This is a genomic window from Cohnella cellulosilytica, from assembly GCF_042431195.1.
In the GTDB taxonomy this organism is placed as follows: domain Bacteria; phylum Bacillota; class Bacilli; order Paenibacillales; family Paenibacillaceae; genus Cohnella; species Cohnella cellulosilytica.
The window spans coordinates 223,548-242,406 of the sequence record NZ_JBHMDN010000034.1; the positions used below are offsets into that span (position 1 = coordinate 223,548).

17 protein-coding genes are annotated in these 18,859 nt (G+C 55.5%); 14 read left to right on the forward strand and 3 right to left on the reverse strand.

Going from position 1 to position 18,859, the window contains the following annotated elements; genetic code table 11:
- The first annotated feature begins 44 nt into the window (after nucleotides 1–44).
- From ACFFT4_RS24145 to ACFFT4_RS24155, 3 genes are all read left to right on the forward strand, one after another.
- Nucleotides 45–929 (forward strand): carbohydrate ABC transporter permease, encoded by an 885-nt coding sequence (locus tag ACFFT4_RS24145; RefSeq protein WP_378051636.1) that lies wholly within the window; start codon nucleotides 45–47, stop codon nucleotides 927–929.
- On the forward strand, nucleotides 926–1,756 hold the full coding sequence (locus ACFFT4_RS24150) for a carbohydrate ABC transporter permease (RefSeq protein WP_378051476.1): 831 nt from the start codon (nucleotides 926–928) through the stop codon (nucleotides 1,754–1,756). The genes ACFFT4_RS24145 and ACFFT4_RS24150 overlap by 4 nt, the downstream gene beginning before the upstream one ends.
- A 262-nt stretch (nucleotides 1,757–2,018) precedes the next feature.
- A complete protein-coding gene (locus ACFFT4_RS24155; protein WP_378051477.1) occupies nucleotides 2,019–2,837 on the forward strand; it encodes an SDR family NAD(P)-dependent oxidoreductase in 819 nt (272 codons plus the stop codon).
- Between the two features lie 34 nt (nucleotides 2,838–2,871).
- Here the strand turns inward: ACFFT4_RS24155 and ACFFT4_RS24160 are convergent, their stop codons facing one another.
- Both ACFFT4_RS24160 and ACFFT4_RS24165 read right to left on the reverse strand, forming a co-directional pair.
- Entirely contained in the window at nucleotides 2,872–3,930 is a 1,059-nt protein-coding gene (locus ACFFT4_RS24160; protein WP_378051478.1) for a cytochrome d ubiquinol oxidase subunit II, read from the reverse strand.
- Entirely contained in the window at nucleotides 3,927–5,312 is a 1,386-nt protein-coding gene (locus ACFFT4_RS24165; protein WP_378051479.1) for a cytochrome ubiquinol oxidase subunit I, read from the reverse strand. Before ACFFT4_RS24165 ends, ACFFT4_RS24160 begins: the two co-directional genes overlap by 4 nt.
- A gap of 206 nt (nucleotides 5,313–5,518) precedes the next feature.
- Between ACFFT4_RS24165 and ACFFT4_RS24170 the strand changes: the two genes are divergently transcribed.
- The 4 genes from ACFFT4_RS24170 to ACFFT4_RS24185 all read left to right on the forward strand — a co-directional run bounded on the left by ACFFT4_RS24170 (nucleotide 5,519) and on the right by ACFFT4_RS24185 (nucleotide 8,851).
- Nucleotides 5,519–5,671 carry a rhodanese-like domain-containing protein gene (locus tag ACFFT4_RS24170; RefSeq protein WP_378051481.1) on the forward strand — a complete coding sequence of 51 codons (153 nt, stop codon included), beginning with the start codon at nucleotides 5,519–5,521 and terminating at the stop codon, nucleotides 5,669–5,671.
- Nucleotides 5,672–5,765: 94 nt separating this feature from the next.
- Complete coding sequence (locus tag ACFFT4_RS24175; protein ID WP_378051483.1) at nucleotides 5,766–6,032, forward strand: metal-sensitive transcriptional regulator; 267 nt, start codon at nucleotides 5,766–5,768, stop codon at nucleotides 6,030–6,032.
- A gap of 45 nt (nucleotides 6,033–6,077) precedes the next feature.
- Nucleotides 6,078–6,464 (forward strand): DUF302 domain-containing protein, encoded by a 387-nt coding sequence (locus ACFFT4_RS24180; protein ID WP_378051484.1) that lies wholly within the window; start codon nucleotides 6,078–6,080, stop codon nucleotides 6,462–6,464.
- Nucleotides 6,465–7,456: 992 nt separating this feature from the next.
- Nucleotides 7,457–8,851, forward strand: coding sequence for a catalase (locus ACFFT4_RS24185; protein ID WP_378051485.1), 1,395 nt, complete (start codon nucleotides 7,457–7,459; stop codon nucleotides 8,849–8,851).
- A 111-nt stretch (nucleotides 8,852–8,962) separates the two neighbouring features.
- Here ACFFT4_RS24185 and ACFFT4_RS24190 read toward each other — a convergent pair whose 3' ends face one another.
- A complete protein-coding gene (locus ACFFT4_RS24190) occupies nucleotides 8,963–10,384 on the reverse strand; it encodes an MDR family MFS transporter (protein WP_378051486.1) in 1,422 nt (473 codons plus the stop codon).
- A 142-nt stretch (nucleotides 10,385–10,526) separates the two neighbouring features.
- On the opposite strand from ACFFT4_RS24190, the gene ACFFT4_RS24195 reads away from it, so the two are divergent.
- The 7 genes from ACFFT4_RS24195 (at nucleotide 10,527) to ACFFT4_RS24225 (ending at nucleotide 18,806) form a co-directional block, all read left to right on the forward strand.
- A complete protein-coding gene (locus ACFFT4_RS24195; protein ID WP_378051487.1) occupies nucleotides 10,527–11,120 on the forward strand; it encodes a TetR/AcrR family transcriptional regulator in 594 nt (197 codons plus the stop codon).
- A gap of 216 nt (nucleotides 11,121–11,336) precedes the next feature.
- A complete protein-coding gene (locus tag ACFFT4_RS24200) occupies nucleotides 11,337–13,310 on the forward strand; it encodes an ABC transporter substrate-binding protein (protein WP_378051637.1) in 1,974 nt (657 codons plus the stop codon).
- A 50-nt stretch (nucleotides 13,311–13,360) separates the two neighbouring features.
- The gene (locus tag ACFFT4_RS24205; RefSeq protein WP_378051489.1) at nucleotides 13,361–14,368 is read left to right on the forward strand and encodes a FecCD family ABC transporter permease; all 1,008 of its coding nucleotides are present in this window, start codon (nucleotides 13,361–13,363) and stop codon (nucleotides 14,366–14,368) included.
- Nucleotides 14,361–15,371: a FecCD family ABC transporter permease gene (locus ACFFT4_RS24210; protein ID WP_378051490.1), complete on the forward strand. Its 1,011-nt coding sequence runs from the start codon at nucleotides 14,361–14,363 to the stop codon at nucleotides 15,369–15,371. The genes ACFFT4_RS24205 and ACFFT4_RS24210 overlap by 8 nt, the downstream gene beginning before the upstream one ends.
- A 9-nt stretch (nucleotides 15,372–15,380) precedes the next feature.
- Entirely contained in the window at nucleotides 15,381–16,421 is a 1,041-nt protein-coding gene (locus tag ACFFT4_RS24215) for an NAD(P)/FAD-dependent oxidoreductase (RefSeq protein WP_378051491.1), read from the forward strand.
- Between the two features lie 768 nt (nucleotides 16,422–17,189).
- A complete protein-coding gene (locus tag ACFFT4_RS24220) occupies nucleotides 17,190–17,276 on the forward strand; it encodes a DNA/RNA helicase domain-containing protein (RefSeq protein ID WP_378051638.1) in 87 nt (28 codons plus the stop codon).
- A gap of 87 nt (nucleotides 17,277–17,363) precedes the next feature.
- Nucleotides 17,364–18,806, forward strand: a complete 1,443-nt coding sequence (locus ACFFT4_RS24225) for a M23 family metallopeptidase (protein ID WP_378051492.1) — start codon at nucleotides 17,364–17,366, stop codon at nucleotides 18,804–18,806.
- The last annotated feature ends 53 nt before the right edge of the window (nucleotides 18,807–18,859 follow it).

Sequence of the window (18,859 nt, forward strand, 5' to 3'; positions counted from 1 at the left end):
CGGATCTCCTTTCTGACTTATCATTTATTCAGGCGGTGATTTTAATGCAAGTCCAAAGAAATAGACCTTGGCTCGCCTTGTTGGCTTTTACGGCACCCGCTTTATTATTCTTTATAATCTTTCTGGCCATCCCGACACTCGGAGGGATTTATTATAGCTTAACGGACTGGAACGGATTATATGAAAATCACAATTTTGTGGGCCTAAGCAATTACGTTGAAGCCTTAACCAAGGACTCGCGATTTATCCATTCTTTATTTTATACCTTGCAGTATGTGATTGTTATCGTGATTGCACAGAATGCCATAGGCATAGGATTAGCGCTGCTTGTTGAGAGCAGAATGCGCACCAAGTTCCTGTTCCGGACCTTGTTTTTCATGCCTAACATGATTAGTGTATATATCACCACATTAATGTGGGCGTTTATTTTCGCCAAGGTACTTCCTTACATTGCGGACCATACGATTCTGACCTTTTTTAATCAGGGATGGATCGGCGATCCCAAGGTCTCTTTTTTTTCCATTCTAATTGTTTCGATTTGGCAGGGTTCGGGTTACCTCATGGTCATTTATATCGCGGCCTTGCAAGGTGTGCCTAAAGACATTCAAGAAGCGGCAATGATCGACGGGGCATCCGTTTTACAGAAATTTATCCACATTGTGCTGCCTATGCTGATGCCCGCCATAACCATTTGTGTGTTCCTCACCTTAAATGGCTCGTTCAAAATATTTGAGGTCGTTTATGCCTTAACCCAAGGCGGACCGGGGTACAGCACGGAGGTCATTGCGTTGAACATTTATCAGGAGGGATTTGCAAGAGATATGCGATTTGGCTTCGCAACAGCGAAAGCGATGATTCTGCTTACGATTATTCTGGTTATCACCTTCATTCAGGTGTCCATCTTTAAGAAAAAAGAGGTGGAAGCATGACGAATAGACAGCGTTTATCCAATTTGTTCATTTACGCCTGCCTTCTGCCGATCACCGTCTTTTTCCTGTTTCCACTGCTGCTTGCCTTGATGAATTCGTTAAAAACACAGGGAGAAATGTTCAAGTCCGTGCTGTCGCTTCCGAGGAAGCTGCATTGGGAGAATTATACGCATGTGCTAACGGAAGTTCATCTTCTGCATAATTTTTATAATACCTTTATTATTACTTTATTGTCCCTGATCGGTATTATCGTTTGCGGCTCCTTGGCGGGTTATAAATTGTCGAGGGTTCCCGGCAGACTAAGCGCTTTTTTATTCTTCTTGTTTGTCGGATCTATGCTGATCCCTTTTTTCTCCATTATGTTTTCCTTGATCGAGATATCCAAGTTAGTCGGAATTAACGGCTCTATCTATGGCTTGCCGCTTATCTATACCGGACTTGGCGTAAATTTCGCGGTATTCCTTTACCATGGTTTTGTTAAATCCATTCCGCGTGAGTTAGAAGAATCAGCCCAAATGGATGGCCACGGCCAGTTCAAAATCTTCATCTATATTATTTTCCCGTTGTTGATGCCCATTACGATGACCGTTGCGATCCTCGATTTGCTGTGGATCTGGAATGATTTTATGCTTCCTCTCATCATGATTACCAATTATGACAACTATACACTTGTCCTTGCGGCAAGCAGCTTTTTTAGTGCTTATAACACGGAGTGGTCCTCCATTTTGGCGATTCTGGTATTAACTTCTCTGCCTGTAATTGTATTCTACCTGCTTTTTCAACGTTACATTGTTCAAGGTATAGCTGAGGGGGCGATAAAAGGATAAAGTCGGGGTTCGTCCGCTACCGTGAATGGAAGATTCAGTGAGCTTGCAAACGGCAGGCTCTTTTTTTATTTGCGAATCCGTCCATTTACGGGATGACGGGCGTATCCGTTTTCCAACAGGTATCGGATAAAGTTTTCTTGATCTGCTGTCTTGACAGGGGTTCCAAGCCATACACTGCTCAGCCTACTCGCGTTTCGTGTATAATAATGGGAGAAATGTCTCGAACGGGCGAAACAAAATCGGTAGGAGAGATGAATGCAAAATGAGTATCTTTCGCGAGAAGGTTTGTTTGGTTACAGGCGGCGGGTCTGGGCTTGGTCGGGAAGTATGCAGCCAATTAGCGGATCGGGGAGCTTGCGTGGTCATTGCCGACCTGAATGAAGAAGCCGCGCGGGATGTCGCACAGAAGATTTCGAATCATGGCGGTACGGCGATCGCTTCCTATGTGGATGTGACAGACTCCAAATCGATAGAAGTTCTTATTGATGCAGCATTGGCGCAATACGGAAGATTGGATTATATGTTCAACAATGCCGGCATAACGGTAGTTGGCGAGTTTCGGGACTTGCCGCTTGATGAATTGAAGAAGGTATTGGACGTTAATTTGACCGGTATTCTTCACGGGTCTCATTATGCCTTTCAAGTCATGGCAAAACAAGGCTATGGGCATATTGTGAACACCGCTTCCGGCTTCGGCCTCGTGCCGGGTCCGACCAATCTGCCCTATACGGTGGCGAAATTCGGTGTTGTCGGGTTGTCGGAGACCATGCGCTGCGAAGGCTTGGATTTGGGCATTAAAGTAAGCGTTATCTGCCCCGGCTATATCCGCACTTCCATGATCGACAACATGCGCACTTTCAACGCCGACTCTGCGGATGTCATTTCGCAAATCCTCGCCAAAATGGTTGACCCGCAGCAAGCAGCCCGTCTTGTACTGCGGGGAGTCGAGAAAAATCGCGCGATCATTGCTTTCCCGTCCTACGTAGGTGTGTTGACCTTCTTGTACAGATGCTTTCCCCGGTTGTTCCTTCGTTACTCTCTCACCACGATCCGCAATTTCAGAAAAATCCGTAAAAGTTGAGCCCCTGAGCGATTGCTTGAAATTGTACTGTATCCTATTCGGCTCGTTCCTTGCCTTGCTCGAGAATGAGCTTGTCCTGCACGTACTTGGCATCGAAGAGGAACAGGCGCATCAGCAGGATGAGGGAAGGAAGGAGCAGGCAAAATCCGGCGATAAAAGCGATGATCAACGCCCAGGCCATTGCGTCGCCGGTCACGCTGTCTTTGATATTCAGATAAGGATACAGAAGGTAAGGGAGATGCGCTGCCCCGTAGCCGTAGAAGGCAAATGCGAACTGCAGCATAACGAGGCCGAAGGCGGCGCCGTATCGTATGCGCCGCCAGACCAGCACGACGGCACCGGCGAAGCAACAAAACGAGAGAACGAACATCGGGCTCCATCGGATCATATGGTCAAAATGCCAGCGGCTGTGTTCCCGAATGGAGATGAACACGAACAAGGAACTGACGATCGTCGGCAGGCTCCAGGCGAGTGCATACCGCCGCAATTGCTCGGTAGCCGCCGCATCCTTGGCGGATGCCGCATAATAGGTCAAAAACATGGCCGATATGTACAGCACGCTCACGACAGCGAGCAGCACGACGCTCCAGGAGTAACTGCTCAGCAGCAGCTCGGCATAGTCGAGACGAATTCGCGAACCGCCGGCGATGCCAGGTACTTCTTCGATATAACCGCCTTCCGAAAGCGTCAGCACGGTCGAGAGTGCCGCCGGAATAAGCACGCCGGTTGCCCCGTAGAGAAACATGTAGCTGCGATGCTGGGACAAGCCGTACGTATTGAAAGCATAGTAAGCACCGCGGATCGCGAGCATGATAATGGCCACGCTGCCCGGTATGAGCAGCGCTGTTCCGTAATAGTAAGCAGTGCGGGGAAAAAAGCCGATGACGCCGACGAAGAAAAACACAAGGAACACATTTGTGACTTCCCAGAAAGGAGAGAGGTAACGGTAAATCACTTTCCCGACCAGATGATTTTTCCCCGTAACCGTGCTGTAATAGTTGAAGAACCCCGCGCCGAAATCGATGGAGGCGACGATCAGGTAACCGAACAGAAACGTCCACAGTACCGCAATGCCGATCAGTTCGTAGCTCATGATTCCGGTTCCTCCGACTCTTCTTCAATCTGCGCGCTCAATCTCGGCGCCACGGGATCATTCAATTCCGCTTCGGGCGGACGATTGGCGAACATGCGGCTCAGCACGCGCACCACGGTCAAGCCGAGCATCAAATACAGCGAGCAGAACAGCACCAGCATCAGGTCGACGTGTTCGGACGTCGTGGCGCCTTCGCCTGTCTTCATGAAGCCAACGAGAATCCAGGGCTGCCTTCCTCTCTCGGTGAACATCCATCCCAACTCGATCGCCAGCATCGCGAGCGGTCCTCCGAGCCATACGCCTCTCAGCAGCAAGCGATTATCCGCCAGCGTTTTGAATCTGCGCCAGCCGCTCCCGATGGCAGCCAGCGCAGATACAATCAGCAAATAGATGCCGATTCCGACCATCAGATCGAAGTAATAATGAATGACAAGCGGCGGCTCTTCGTCATCCGGAAACCGGTCCAGGCCGATGACTTCGGCATGCGGATCGGCATGTGCCAGGAAACTGAGCATATAGGGCAGCTTCAGCCCAAAAGAGACACGCCGGGTTTCCTTGTCGAGAATGCCTCCCACGATGAGCGGGGCGCTTCGCGATGTCTCGAAATGCCATTCGGCCGCCGCGAGTTTCTCCGGTTGATATTCGGCCAAGTATTTGCCCGACAAGTCTCCGACTGCGATTGTCCCCAAGGCGAAAACCGCCGCCGCGATCATGTTAAGCTTCAGCGACTTGCGGTAATACTCATGCCTGCGGTTCCGCAGAAGTCCCCGCGCCGCGAAGGCGGCCAGAATAAAGGCTACGGTGAGGTAGGCGCTCAGCAAGACATGGCTGACCTTGCTCGGCGTGGCCGGATTGAACATCGCAACGAGCGGCTGCACGTCGGTCAGAATGCCGTTCTCCAGCCGAAAGCCGACGGGCGAATTCATGAAGGCGTTAACCGTCGTAATGAAGAAGGCCGAGGCGCTCGAGCCGAGAACGACCGGTATGAGGAGCAGAAAATGAATCATCGGGTTGTTGAAGCGATCCCATGTATACAGATAAATGCCAAGGAAGATGGCTTCGAAGAAAAAAGCGAACGTTTCCATAAACAACGGAAGCGCGATTGCCTGACCGGCCATCTCCATAAAGGCAGGCCACAGCAGGCTGAGCTGCAGGCCGATAGCCGTTCCGGTCACTACGCCCACGGCGACGGTAATCGTATAGCCCCGCGCCCAGCGGCGGGCCATGAGCAGGTAGTGGGGGTCCTTGCGTCGGATGCCGATCCATTCGGCCAGCGCCAGCAGAATCGGCACGCCGACGCCAACTGTAGCAAAGACAATATGAAAGGCCAAAGTAGCGAATGTCAATATCCGGGCATAGAGTACGGGATCGTAAGCAGGCAACGAATAATTCAACTCCTTGAGCGGTTCAGATCAAATGTCGCAAGAATGAGAGCAGTAGAATGGCCGCAACGGCAAAGCAGACGATGGCCAAAATCTTTTCCTGACGCTGGCTCGGCAATCTGCGCGACTCCCTTCTACCGAAAAAATCCATGACAGGATTAGAGTTTCCCGAATGATTGCGGTTATGCACGGCTTCCGCGGCGAAGATGGTTCCGCCGAACCAGCCGCTTCTTCTCTATTGCCAAAGCGGAATGCGCAGTAAAACAGCAGCTCAAATTTTGCGGAAGAATGGCTGCCAGGACCTCGCGCACCTGCAAGGCGGGCTTGGTGGCTGGAATGGCAAGTTAATTCGCAAATAGGCTGTTTCGAATCGTTTGTTTGAGACATTGCCTTTCACTATAATACCTATAGGGGTATGTGCGATTTCAGACGATTAAACGGGGTGATGCGGGGATGAATTATACCTATACGGAGGAATTGAAGGTCCGCCTGCGCAGAATTGAAGGACAAGTACGCGGCGTGCTTCGGCTCATGGAGGAAGGCAAACCTTGCAAGGAAGTCGTCGCTCAGCTTTCGGCGGTACGCAACGCTTCGGACAAAGCGATTGCCCAGATCGTCGCCGAGAATTTGCAGCAGTGCATTTTGGCCGAGCTGGAAGCAGGCCAAGATACCGGGGCTATTGTGAAAGAAGCCATCGAACTGCTTGTGAAGAGTCGATGACCTGATAAGGTGAACACCAGTATAAAGACAGGAGGAAAATATCCCATGTTCCATTATACGGTCGAAACGAAAAAGACGCCCGAGCAGGCCATCAATGCCGTTATAGACAGCTTAAAGTCGGAAAAGTTTGGTGTATTGTGGCAGGTTGACATGAAGGAAAAGCTGCTGGAGAAGGGCGTCGAGTTCGATCGGATATATCACATTCTAGAGGTGTGTAACCCCATCGAAGCCAAACGCGTAGTATCCGTAAGTCCGTTGGCCGGATATTTTCTTCCGTGCAAGGTGGCGGTATATGAGGAAAATGGCGTTACCAAAGTAGGCATTCCGAGACCGACGGCTTTAATTGGACTGATGGAAAGCGAACAATTGATGGATATTGCGGCGGAGATTGAGAACCGGCTGATCGAGTGTATTAAAAAAGTCGCCGACTGACAAAGAGCGCGACTGGGTGCTGGCTGCTGGGTGCAAACGGTATACCGCCTATCCGCAGCTTTTTCCCATGGCCTCGCCGAGGGCTTCTTTATGATTTTGTTAGTTATAGCTGCTTCTTCCCCCTTTCGGGGAGAGAGAGCAGCTATTTTTTAGGGACGAAGTATGAAGAAACGATGATATATAAAAGTCTTTCATCCTTTTCAAAGTTGAAGAGTTCAGGGAAGCGGAACGGGAGATGGCGGCAGCCGGCGTTCCCTGTTATCCGAATGGTATCCCGACGAAGCGAATAAACGAAATTATGGCCGCGGATTTGTCGAAGGCTATGGATGCCGGCGACGAGTTGGCAGCCAACATTTTGCGGAGCGCGGGAACATAGCTTGCCCTGGCATTGGAATCTGCGATTTACCTGCTCGGTCCTGAGTAATTATCATCGGCGGGGGCGGCGTGCGAGCCGGCGAGAGACCGCTGAGGCCGATCCGGTTCGAGTCCACTCGACCGCAGCGTGCATCAAACAAGCACTTCTCTCGGGAAGAGTTTTTATTTTGCATTTTATCAACAATGTCTGAAGGGGGTTACGAAATAGCTCAAAAGCAGGAAACGAATAGAGAAATTTATATAAATAAAATTGAATTTGATTCCGGCTGACTACGACCGCCTGCAGGCCGAAAATCATCGATAGCGTTTGGAAAACGCAAGCCTTCATTCTGACGCTCACAGTGAAAAGGTTGAGAAGCAGATAGCAAGTTTTCCTAAGAATCGTTGGGATCTTTGTAAAAAATATACCACCGCCACTGAAAAATTGGCGCTCCAATAAAACCAGATGAATTGACTTGCAAAAACTATAACTGCGAGGTAATTTTAGACACATTAATCATTCGAGATGCCGTTTTTATTTTCCCTTGCATCGGCATTGGACGCGATTGGGCGCGCAGTCATAACTCCCTATGGCCATGCATACATATGGATGAGAATGTAGACATGGAGGTCGAGGAATGGACGACAGGAACTCGCGCGATCAGACGAACAATCAAAGCTGGCAAGGAACGGCTCCTTCGCAATGGAAGGGCGGTCCTCATCCGGAGCGTTACTCGCAGACGGTAGGAGAGCGCGGCCCGATTCTGGAGCAAGACACGATGCTGCATGAAAAAAACGAAACGTTTATCCACGAGACCCTGCGGGAGCGCCCATTGCATGTGAAGGGCTTCGGAGCCTTCGGTTATTTCGAGACGATTAACTCGATGGCGGCTTACACGAAGCTTTGTTTCCTCCAGCGTCCGGGCCAGCAAGTACCCGTCGCCGTCCGATTCTCGCTGGCGGCCAGCAACAAAGGAACGCCGGACACTTCGCGCAATGTACGCGGGTTCTCGACTAAATTTTATACCGAGCAAGGTATCTTCGACTTAATATGCAACCATCTTCCCGTGTTTACGATTCGGGACCCGATGCGGTTTGCAGAGACGGTCAGCGCCCTCAACCCGTCGCCCGTCAACAACCTGATGGATCCCAACCGGTTCTGGAGCTTCTACGCGAAAAATCCGGAAGCGACGCATTTCGTGCTGCAGCTGTACTCAGACCTGGGAACGATCAAGAGCTTTCGTCACATTCCGGGTTACAGCGTGAGCACTTATGTTTGGAAGAACGGGCAGGATGTCCGTACTTATGTGAAATACAACTGGATTCCGTTAGCCGGCGCGCAGTATATCGATAGCGAGGAGGCGGCGCGGCTCGCCTGCGAGAACCCGGATTACGCGGGCAAGGATCTCTATGACACCATTGCCCAAGGAAAGCAGGTCGAATATGGGCTGTATGTTCAGCTTATGAATCCGCAGGACGAAGCTGCGCTGCCGTTCGATCCGCTGGACGATACGAAAGTGTGGGATGCTCGGCAGTACCCGCTGCTTCCGGTCGGCAGGATGGTGCTGAACCGCAATCCCGACAATTATAAGGAGCAGGTGGAGAAGCTGGCCTTTTCCCCGTCCAATATGCTGGAGGGCGCCGAGTTTTCATTCGACAGAGTGCTTCAAGGCCGCGCCAATATTTATACGGATTCGCAGCGTTTTCGGTTGGGGCCGGATTTCCGCAGCATCCCGATCAACCATCAGGCGAACTGGAAGCCGTCGGACGAGATAACAAGCGGCACCGGCCACTATGTGGCAGGGCGGCTCGAGCGTACCGCGCCTCCCAAAGGGGACGACTTCACGCAGCCGGGGCAATTTTACAACTCGCTGTCGCCCGTGCTTCAGGAGCACCTCGTCCACAACATTGCCTCCGATCTTGGAGCTGCCGTGCCGGAGCTGCAGCGGATTGTGATAGGTTATCTGGCCCAAGCGTGCCCGGAGCTCGGGGAACGCGTTGCCCGGCAGATCGCGGCCAAGGGAAAGAGTTAGCGTCATCCAATCGTTCGATTCTTCGGGCTCCGCCATACCTTAAGCGCAAACGGCAGTGATGCCGTTTTTTGCGTTCTCCAGGCCGCCGCTTTCGTGCAGAGCGGTCCCCATTTACATGTTGGCTCCGGCTCCTGCTTTGGCTTTATTCGTCAAAAACAAGGCGGGAACGACCATGACTGCCGTTACTGCGCTGGCGACAAGGAAGCCGGTTTGGTAAGCGGAAGCCGGATGAGCGAGATCGGGGACGGCTTGATTCATCTGATTGGCGACAACCGTGGCCAGCACGGCCGATCCGAAGGCTCCGCCAATATTTTGAATAATGCGCGTGGCGACGCTCGCTTGCGGGATTTGTTGGCGAGAGAGCCCCGTATAGGCATCCGTCATCACGGGGATCGTAATCCCGCCAATCCCGATGCCCCGGACAAACAGCACGACGCCGATCACCCAGTAAGGAACGCCTGCCGAGAACCAGACGAATGGAATCGTTCCGACCAACGTAATCGCAAGGGCGCACAATACGACAATTTTGGCCCCGATCCTGTCTGTCAGCGTCCCGATCAGAGGTCTGGCGAGCAGCATGCCCAGGCCTTGAGGGACCAGCGAGAGCGCGGCGAGGATAACCGTGTCGTGCCGGATGTTTTGAAAAAATAAAGGCAGCAGCAGCATCGCCCCGTTCATCCCGGTACCCGCCAGGAACAAGGCAAAGACGGAGGCGGTGAAGCTCCGGAAGCGCAGCAGGCGCAAAGGGACGATCGCTTTAGCGGGACGGGCCAAGGCGTACAAGACATAAACGACGGTCAAAACGACGCCCGACGCCAGGAATCCGATCGTGGCCGCATTGCCGAATCCGGAGCCTGACGCAGCCTGCGAGATCCCGTAGATAGAACTGGCGGAGAGTCCGCCCAGCAGCAGAATGCCGATCCAATCCAGCGCAGCCCGTCTGTCGGAGGCCGGGAAACGCGGCAGCTTCATGCGGATAAAATACATGGCAATAAGTCCGACCGGAACATTCACGAAGAAGATCCAGCGCCACGAGACGTATTCCGCGATCAACCCGCCGATGACCGGCCCGAGGATGGGACCGAGAATGATCGGCAGGCCCACGATGGCCATCAATTTCCCCATATTGTTCTGTCCCGCTGTCTGTACCAGCAGCGTGGTGAGCAGCGGAATAATCAGCCCTGCGGCGAACCCTTGAACAAGCCGGAACGCAATCAGGCTTTCGACATTCCAGGAAAATCCCGCGAGCAGGGAGCTGATCAGGAACAGCAGCTCAGCGGCGAGATAGACGGATTTCCCTTCAAAGCGCTGAACCAGCCACCCGGAGAAGGGAACGGCGATTCCCATCGCCAACACATACCCCGTCATAATCCACTGGACGGTGTCGAGCGAGGCATGAAAATCCCGGCCGAAATCGTTCAGCGCAATGTTCACCATCGTGGTATCCAGCATCGGGGCGATGGCTCCAAGCACCAGCACAAGCGCGATGCGAACCAGATCCTTCGGCAGCTTCTCTCCTTTTTTCTTTCCCATACTATCCATCCTCTCCAACTCTCAATAAGGTTCAAATTGTATCTTATCTACGAAACGAGTATACCTCTATCGCATATAAAGTACAATATGTATCTTAAGGTGTGGTAAACTGATTGCAGGAAGTCGCGGGAGGGAAAGGGCAATGAAGAACGAACGCAAACGGGGAGAGGAATTGGAGGCGGCGATTCTGGAGGCCGCTTATGAGATCATCCAGACCACCGGGTATGAGGGCATGACCTTTCAGCATGTCGCCAAGCGGGCGGAAACCAGCCGGACGGTCATTTATCGCCGCTATGAAACCCCCGTGGAGCTGCTGCATGCCTTGGTTCGATACAAAACGATTCAGGCTCTTGGAGGCAGAATAAACGATTTGTTCCGGGATCAGGGGAGCCTGCGCGCCAATTTATTGGCTCTCGTACGCCTCTACCAGCGTTTTTTCGAGGCCGTGGGGCCGAAGATGCTTAGCGCCATGCTGACCGAATTAAGCCGGAATAACGAGCAGTTCCAGGTATGGGCCTCGCAGGCCCGGAGCAGTAATATAGAGGTCATGAAGAAGATTGAGGAATATGCCAAGCGGAACGGGGAAATCTCGCATGAGTTTACAACGATGCAGATGAATTTGCCCTTTAACCTTTTGCGGTTCGAGAATATCATCAGCGATGAAAAGGTAACGCCGGCGTATTTGACAAGCCTGGTGGATGAAGTGTTGATGCCGGTCTTATCGAGAGGCGGATAGGAGCTTTAACTCTGCCGACAAAAACGCTCTCCCGTCCGATGGACGCCGAGAGCGTTTTTGCTTGTATTCGGAGGGATTCACTTTTTTGTTGGTGATGAGAATGATTATCAATTATAATGGGATCAAAAGAAAAATCCGACCGGCAGCGGGCAGGGCGGTCCAAGCGGCCCGGGTCGGCGGAGCGGAGCGAGAAGGAGAGGAAACGACAAGGTGGACATGGGCACGCAGATTGCGCTGTGGAACCAGGTATATATCCGGATCGTCGATATACGCCATACGAGGATGTCTCAAGGAGATGCGCTGCGATCGTATTTGCTGCCTTCCAGCGCTTTTATATATGTGATCCGGGGCAGCGCCAAGGTGAGCCTGGACGGGAAGCCGGCGCGGGCGGAACGGTTTAACGTGCTGCATGGCGGGAAGGGGCTTTGTCTCGACATCGAGGCGGAAGAGCGGTTCGAGTACGGACTCATTTTATATCAGGCGCTATTGCCGATAAAATCCCGTCAGGAGCTGATCGAGCGTCTGGAGCGCGACAACCCGTTCCGGCTGCAGTATGCGTTCGCTCCGACCTATCCGCTGTCGCTGTACGGACTGGTGGAAGCGATGACGGCGGGCTGGAGCAAGGGCGGTTCGCTGGAGGTTTTGCGCGTCAGGACGACGTTCTATCAATTCGTGCAAGAGCTGCTTGCGCAGATGGAGGAGCAGGGGGTGCGGCCGGTCAAGCCGGACCTGACGGAGCAGGCCGCGCGTTATTTGAGGGAGCGGTATCGGGAGCCGATCACGCTCGCTTCGCTGGCGGCCGCGCTCGATTGCAATCCGCGCCAGCTGCTGCGGGCGTTCAAGAGCCGGCAGCGCACGAGCCCGATCGATTATTTGATTCGCATACGGTTGGACCGGGCGAAGGAGCTGCTGCTGGATACCGATTTTACGCTGCGGGAAATCGCCGAGGCCGTCGGGTACTCGGACAGCTATTATTTCAGCCGGATGTTCAAGAAAATCGAAGGGGTGGCGCCGACGGTTTTCCAGGAACGGGAACGCCGCCAAGCGAACGGTCGGCATAATCCATCCTTGCCGTCCACATATCCCATTGCCGCCAAACTGCGCCGACGGTATATTTATAACGATCATGATAATCATTCTCAGTATACCGGAGGGAAAACGTCAGTTATGCACAAAAGATTCAGAACGTCGATGGCAGCAGCCATGTTGTTAAGCTTCCTTGTTTTGGCCAGCGCCTGCGGAACGGCCGGCAACGCGAATTCCATCGCGTCGGGAGAAGCCGCGACCCCGTCGTCCAGCCAGGCGTCCGCCGCAGCCGCATCGCCGACTCAAGCGGAAGCGGAAGCGCCGCGGGTCGTCAAGCATGCGATGGGCGAGATTACGCTGACCGGAACGCCGAAGCGCGTCGTGATTCTGACCAACGAAGGGACCGAAGCGCTGCTGGCGCTCGGCGTCAAGCCGGCCGGAGCGGTGTCCTCCTGGGTCGGCGATCCGTGGTACGACTTTATTAAAGACGACATGCAGGATGTGACCGTCGTCGGGGACGAGCTGCAGCCGAACCTGGAATTGATCGCCGGACTGAAGCCGGATCTGATCGTCGGCAACAAGGCCCGGCAGGAGAAAATATACGAGCAGCTGTCGCAAATTGCACCGACCGTGTTCTCGGAGGATCTGGGCGGCGACTGGAAGACGAACTTTAAGCTGTATTCGGAAGCCGTCGACAAGCAGGCGGAAGGCGAGCAAGCGCTCGCGGCCTACGATCGGCGAATCTCGGACATCAAGGCGAAGCTCGGCGACAAGACGGCTACGCAAGTATCGGTCGCGCGTTTCTCCGCTTCCCAGGTTCGCATCTATCAGAAGCTGTCGTTCTCCGGCGCCATTCTGAACGACTTGGGTTTTGCCCGTCCGGCTTCCCAAGACAAGGATTCCTCGATCGAAGTGATGTCGAAGGAGACGATCCCGAGCATGGACGGCGACGTCCTGTTCTACTTCGTCACGAGAGTCGCGGGCAAGACGGACGCGGACCAAGTGGTGAAGGAGTGGATGGACGATCCGTTGTTCCAAAATTTGAACGTGGCCAAAGCGAACAAAGTTGTCGAAGTGGACGAGGCGATCTGGAATTCGTCCGGCGGCATCGAAGCCGCGAACCTGCTGCTGGACGAGCTGGTTAACTATTTCGGCATTGAATAAGGAACGGTCCGAGGCGTCGGACAGGCAGCCGGGCGGGAGTGTGGACAGCGATGACGGTTTGGATGGAGGGCGGCAATCGGAAGGTCGCCGGATTGGCGGTCGGCGCGCTGCTGCTTCTGGTAGGTATGGCGTGCAGTCTCTTGTTCGGCGTACATACGTATAAGCTGGCGGATATATGGACGGCTTACGCCCGGTTCGACGGTTCCAACGAACAGCTGATTCTGAGAACCTCGCGGGTGCCGCGCACGCTGATCGCTGCCGCCGTAGGCGCAAGCCTGGCGGTTGCGGGCGCGGTGATGCAGGTGCTGACGCGGAATCCGCTGGCGTCGCCTTCCGTATTCGGGATCAATTCGGGCGCTTCCTTGATGATCGTCGTCGGCTTGACGGCTTTCGGTTCGTCGATGACGATGGGCAGCATGGTGTGGACGGCCTTCCTGGGAGCGGCCGCCGCGGCGGTCTGCGTGTTCGCGCTGGGGGCGGGAGGCGGCGGCTTCGAGCCGATCCGGCTGACGCTGGCGGGCGCCTCTATCGCCGCCTTCGCTTCCTCCGTCACATCCGGTCTCATTTTGCTCAACAAGCAATCGCTCGACGCCGCGCTGCTGTGGATGATCGGATCGGTATCCGGCCGCAAGCTGGACCACTTGATGATCGTGCTTCCTTATATGGCGGCGGGCCTGCTGATCGCCCTGCTGCTGTCCGGTTCTCTTAATGTGATGGCGCTTGGCGACGACAATGCAAGAAGTCTCGGACAGCGGCTCGGGCTCGTCCGCGCGCTGTCGGCGGCAGCCGTCGTGCTGCTGGCGGGGAGCGCCGTCGCCGCGGCCGGCCCGATCGCTTTCGTCGGGCTTGTCGTTCCGCACCTGTGCCGGCATCTGACAGGCAGCGACCATCGCTGGCTGCTGCCTTATTGCGCGCTGACCGGCGCAATTCTGCTGGTCGCGGCGGATACGGCATCGCGGCTTATTCTGCTGCCGAAGGAGGTGCCCGTAGGCGTCGCGATGGCGCTGATCGGCGTACCGTTCCTGATTCGCGTTGCGAGAGGGAGGCGCCATGATTAGATCGCGACGAAGCAAAGCGATTGCCGTTCTGTCGACGCTGAGCCTGCTGACCGCGGCGGTTGCTGCCATATCGCTGGCGGTCGGCGGCGTCAGAGTTCCGCTCGGCGAGGTTTTCCTGTCGCTGCTGGGACGCAATTCCGGGAGCAGCGACCTTATCGTGATGCAGCTGCGAATGCCGCGCATCGTCGGGGCCATTCTGATCGGAGCGGCGCTGGCGGTTGCCGGCGCGCTCCTGCAGGGCATCGTCCGCAATCCGCTCGCCTCGCCCGATCTTGCGGGCGTAACGGGGGGAGCTTCGGTTGCGGTCGTCGCTTTTATGACGTTGTTTACGGGCTACAGCATCCATCTGGTGCCGCTCGTCGCCATCGCGGGAGCTTTTGTCGTTGTATGGATTCATTATGCGCTCTCCTGGAAAAAGGGCGTTACGCCGTTCCGGTTCGTTCTGATCGGCATCGGCCTGTCGACGGCGTTAAGCGCGCTGACGGCGTTCCTGCTCATCAGCGGTCCGGCCTATTTGGCGGCGCAGGTGCTTAATTGGATGACGGGCAGCATTTACGGAACGAATTGGAGCTACATTCGAATGCTGACGCCGTGGGTCGCCGTGTTCATTCCGTTGTCGCTGCGATTTGCGCATTCGTTAAACGTGCAATCGCTTGGAGACGAGGCGGCCGTCGGGCTGGGCGGCAGGCTCCAGCTTAGCCGGATGGCGGTCTTGTTCGGCAGCGTTGCGCTCGCCGGCGCTTCGGTCGGCGTCGCCGGCACGATGTCGTTCATCGGGCTGCTCGCCCCGCATATCGCCCGCAGGCTGACGGGGAACGATTATCGTCTGGTTATTCCGGTGTCCGCGCTGGTGGGCGCGCTTGTATTGCTGCTGGCGGACATGGCGGGGAGGACGTTGTTTCTGCCAATGGACATTCCCGCGGGGGTGTTCACGGCGGCGGTCGGCGCGCCGTTCTTTATGTATTTGCTATTTCGCCTGGGACGGGCGTATGGACCCAAATAGGAAGGAGGCATGGCCGACCGGATGGAGAGGTTCGACGTCACGATTATCGGAGGCGGGCCGGCCGGGCTGTATGCCGCTTTTTACGGCGGGCTGCGCGATATGAGCGTCAAGCTTATCGAAGCGGGCAGCGAGCTTGGCGGCCGGCTGCGCTCGTATGCGGACAAGACGGTCTGGGACGTCGGGGGCGTGCCGCCGATTCGCTGCGCGCGGCTGATCGAGCAGATGATCCGCCAGGCGCGAACGTTCGAGCCGACGATCGTGCTCGGGCAGCGTATCGCCGAGCTTGAGCGGCGGGAGGACGGGACGATGACGGTCGTCTCCGCGTCCGGGGAGCGGCATCATACCCGCGCGCTGATTTTGGCTCTTGGCCATGGCGTGCCGCAGCCAAGAAGACTGGAGATCGAAGGGGCGCAGCGGTACGAAGCGGCGAACCTGCATTATGCGGCGACGGCGGACCCGGGGCGGCTGCGCGGCAAAACCGTGCTGCTGTCCTGCTGCGGAAGCGGCAATGTCTCCGCCGTCCGAATCGAAGAATTGGCGGCGCTGGCGGCTCGCGTCGTTGTTGTGCGAGGTCGCGCTGATTTGCAGCCAAGCGACCGGAGCCGGCCGACTCCTTCGGTTGAGTATCGCGCGCCGTTCGTCGTCGAACGGCTCCACGGGGACGGGAACCGGATCGAAGCCGTGACGATCGCGCGGGTCGACGGGGAGGGCGATTTTGCGGGGGAGCGGGAACGGATGGAGGTCGACGAGGTGCTCGTCGATCACGGGACGCGCAGCGAATACGGCCCGATTGTCCGCTGGGGATTGGAGAAGACATCCTGGAATTTCGACGCGGACGAGCGGCTGGCGACCCGGCTGCCGGGCGTCTTCGTCGCGGGCGACGCGGCCAACTATCCGAGCAAGCTGCATCTGATCGCCGGGGCGATCTCGGACGCGGCGATAGCCGTCAACAGCGCCAAGCGTTACCTCGATCCGACCGCACCGAAGTCGGCGCCCATGTCTACGAGCAGCGCCAAGTTTGCCGATCGCAACAAGGCGCTCGGCCTTTGAAGGCGCCACCGGCTCGCATGCGGAAGCGCCAATGCCGGGGACAATGAATCGCCGTGTTCAAGCCGAACATGGCGATTTTCCTGTATTCCGGCTATTTAAGCGCGCATGTTCTTTAGATAGGGACGTGCATTTTTTCTATGACCGACCAATTCGCATACATGAACTCGAAGGAAGCGCGAACCCCTACTCAACCACCCCTCTTTACGGCCCGGCAGGGGCCCATTCGTGCAGTTGGCCGCATTTAGCGGTCAGGGAGGCCGTTAAGCAAGCCCATTCGTGCAGTTGGCCGCATTTAGCGGTCAGGGAGGCCGTTACGCAAGCCCATTCGTGCAGCTGCCCGCATTTAGCGGTCAGGGAGGCCGTTACGCAAGCCCATTCGTGCAGCTGCCCGCATTTAGCGTTCTGACAGGCCGTTACGCAAGCCCATTCGGGCAGCTGCCCGCTTTTAGCGTTCTGACAGGCCGTTACTGGGCGGCTTCAACCGATTTTGGCTCGAAGGAATTGTGTGTCGAAGCACGGGTAATGTCATGGCGGGGGTTAATCTATTTCGATTCTGGCGAGTTCATGTACGTCAACTGGTCGGCCGTAGTTTTTTGCGTTTTAGCCGAAAGCGGAGGTTGTTCTCCCAATTAAATCGAGAGATAATATGACAAATAAGAGATCGAATTCCACGGAGGAAAATAGGTTTGCGATACAACCTTGCGATTGCTCGGACGATCATGCGATTAAAGTGGACAAGGAGCAGCTGACAAGGAATTAAAGAAGTATATCTTAAATACGTATGCGGTTTTTCTTACCCGCGGCATTAGTGGAACGTATGTTTACGTTTGCGATCACAACCTAGAGAGTATTTGAAAAGGTATATCGCTTGCGAAAAATATCGGCATGCGGAGCCACCTATAATTGAACTACCGTGATTTACCTCAAGGAGGATTGTGCTTAATGAAGAGGCGGATATTGCTGGGAGTGGCGCTGGTTGCGGTGCTGGGAGTCGGCTGGCTGCTATACGATCAGGGCAGCTCCATGCCGGACGCAAAGTCGGATGGGACGGCGTCAACCGCGACTGCGGACGGAGCGGATGCGATGCCATCGGCTTCGCAGGCGGATGCGGCCCCGCAGGCGCAGGATATCGTCGATTTTCGCATGCTTGATCTGGATGCGGGGTGGTTTCGGTATGCCGATGGCGCAATCATGGTGACCGAGGACGGAGGCGTTCATTGGCGGCCGGCGGGACCGGACTGGCGCGAACCGGTGGACGAAGACGGAACCGGGGCAAAGGAAGCCGACGGAGACGCAGAGAAGCTTGCGGACGAGGTTGAGCGGGCGATACGCGCGATCGAGGCGGCCTATACCGAATTCTTGCCCGGCGAGACTATCGATTACGAGGGCCGGCAGCTCGCGGTGAAGCGGGCGCAGCCCGTCTCCGGACAAATCGGCTGGGCGCTGGCAGCGGAAGGAAGCGGACTGGGGATGCCGCTGCTGGTTACCGTCGACGGCGGGCAGACCTGGCACGACGAGGTGACAGCCGATCTGCGCGCAAGGATGGAGGAAGAGAAGAACAGGCGCGAGGGCAGGGCGGAAGAAGCGGCTCTGTACGGATCGCCAGAGTTGGCGCGGAAGGCGATAAAGCCGGGCTGGACCCTGCTGCCGGATCGAACGTTTCCTGGGGACGTCGTGCTCGTGCGTCACGGCGAGCCGGGAGAGCTGGAATGGCAAGGGAAGACGTACAAGCTTCAGCCCTATAAAGCCGGGTATTTCACATATCTTCCTATCTCGCGGTCGATGGAGCCGGGATTATACGAGATTGGAGACGGCCGGTTGATCGTGGAGGAGAAGGAGTTCAAGACGCAGCATCTGGAAGTCTCGAAACAGATGGAGAGCATGCGCGAGAATACGGAGCGGATTCAGGCCGACCAGGAGAAGGTCGGCGCGGCCCGGGCGAATTCGGCTGCGACCTTCCTGTTCGATTCGGAGTTTATCGTGCCGCTCGAAGGACGTTTGTCGACCCCCTTCGGGTATACGCGTTACGTAAACGGCAAGCTGAGCAATTCGCACATGGCCATCGACCTGGCTGTTCCGCAAGGAACGCCGATTAAGGCGGTGAATGACGGGGGAGTGGCGCTGGCGGACGAATTGTATTTATCGGGCAACACGATTTATCTCGATCATGGGCTGGGTCTGTTTTCCCAGTACGCGCATTTGTCGGAGCTTCAGGTAGCCGCCGGCGATACGGTGAAAAAAGGCGATATCATCGGCCTCGTCGGTTCAACCGGCTTCTCTACCGGCCCCCATCTGCATTTCGCTTTTTGGGCGCATGACGTTCCGGTCAATCCGGATCTGTTTGTGGAGACGACGCCCTTCCAATGGTTGAAGGAATCCGCATAAAATCCCTGCCGCTATGCCAAGATGCCAGGGTTGTACGCTTTTCGATTTGATGT

Bases quoted from the DNA above. Each gene is read 5' to 3' on its own strand.
- ACFFT4_RS24145 (WP_378051636.1), top strand. From the start codon at position 45: ATGCAAGTCCAAAGAAATAGACCTTGGCTCGCCTTGTTGGCTTTTACG.
- ACFFT4_RS24150 (WP_378051476.1), top strand. From the start codon at position 926: ATGACGAATAGACAGCGTTTATCCAATTTGTTCATTTACGCCTGCCTT.
- ACFFT4_RS24155 (WP_378051477.1), top strand. From the start codon at position 2,019: ATGAGTATCTTTCGCGAGAAGGTTTGTTTGGTTACAGGCGGCGGGTCT.
- ACFFT4_RS24160 (WP_378051478.1), bottom strand. From the start codon at position 3,930: ATGAGCTACGAACTGATCGGCATTGCGGTACTGTGGACGTTTCTGTTC.
- ACFFT4_RS24170 (WP_378051481.1), top strand. From the start codon at position 5,519: ATGGTTCCGCCGAACCAGCCGCTTCTTCTCTATTGCCAAAGCGGAATG.
- ACFFT4_RS24175 (WP_378051483.1), top strand. From the start codon at position 5,766: ATGAATTATACCTATACGGAGGAATTGAAGGTCCGCCTGCGCAGAATT.
- ACFFT4_RS24180 (WP_378051484.1), top strand. From the start codon at position 6,078: ATGTTCCATTATACGGTCGAAACGAAAAAGACGCCCGAGCAGGCCATC.
- ACFFT4_RS24185 (WP_378051485.1), top strand. From the start codon at position 7,457: ATGGACGACAGGAACTCGCGCGATCAGACGAACAATCAAAGCTGGCAA.
- ACFFT4_RS24190 (WP_378051486.1), bottom strand. From the start codon at position 10,384: ATGGGAAAGAAAAAAGGAGAGAAGCTGCCGAAGGATCTGGTTCGCATC.
- ACFFT4_RS24195 (WP_378051487.1), top strand. From the start codon at position 10,527: ATGAAGAACGAACGCAAACGGGGAGAGGAATTGGAGGCGGCGATTCTG.
- ACFFT4_RS24200 (WP_378051637.1), top strand. From the start codon at position 11,337: ATGGGCACGCAGATTGCGCTGTGGAACCAGGTATATATCCGGATCGTC.
- ACFFT4_RS24205 (WP_378051489.1), top strand. From the start codon at position 13,361: ATGACGGTTTGGATGGAGGGCGGCAATCGGAAGGTCGCCGGATTGGCG.
- ACFFT4_RS24210 (WP_378051490.1), top strand. From the start codon at position 14,361: ATGATTAGATCGCGACGAAGCAAAGCGATTGCCGTTCTGTCGACGCTG.
- ACFFT4_RS24215 (WP_378051491.1), top strand. From the start codon at position 15,381: ATGGCCGACCGGATGGAGAGGTTCGACGTCACGATTATCGGAGGCGGG.
- ACFFT4_RS24225 (WP_378051492.1), top strand. From the start codon at position 17,364: ATGAAGAGGCGGATATTGCTGGGAGTGGCGCTGGTTGCGGTGCTGGGA.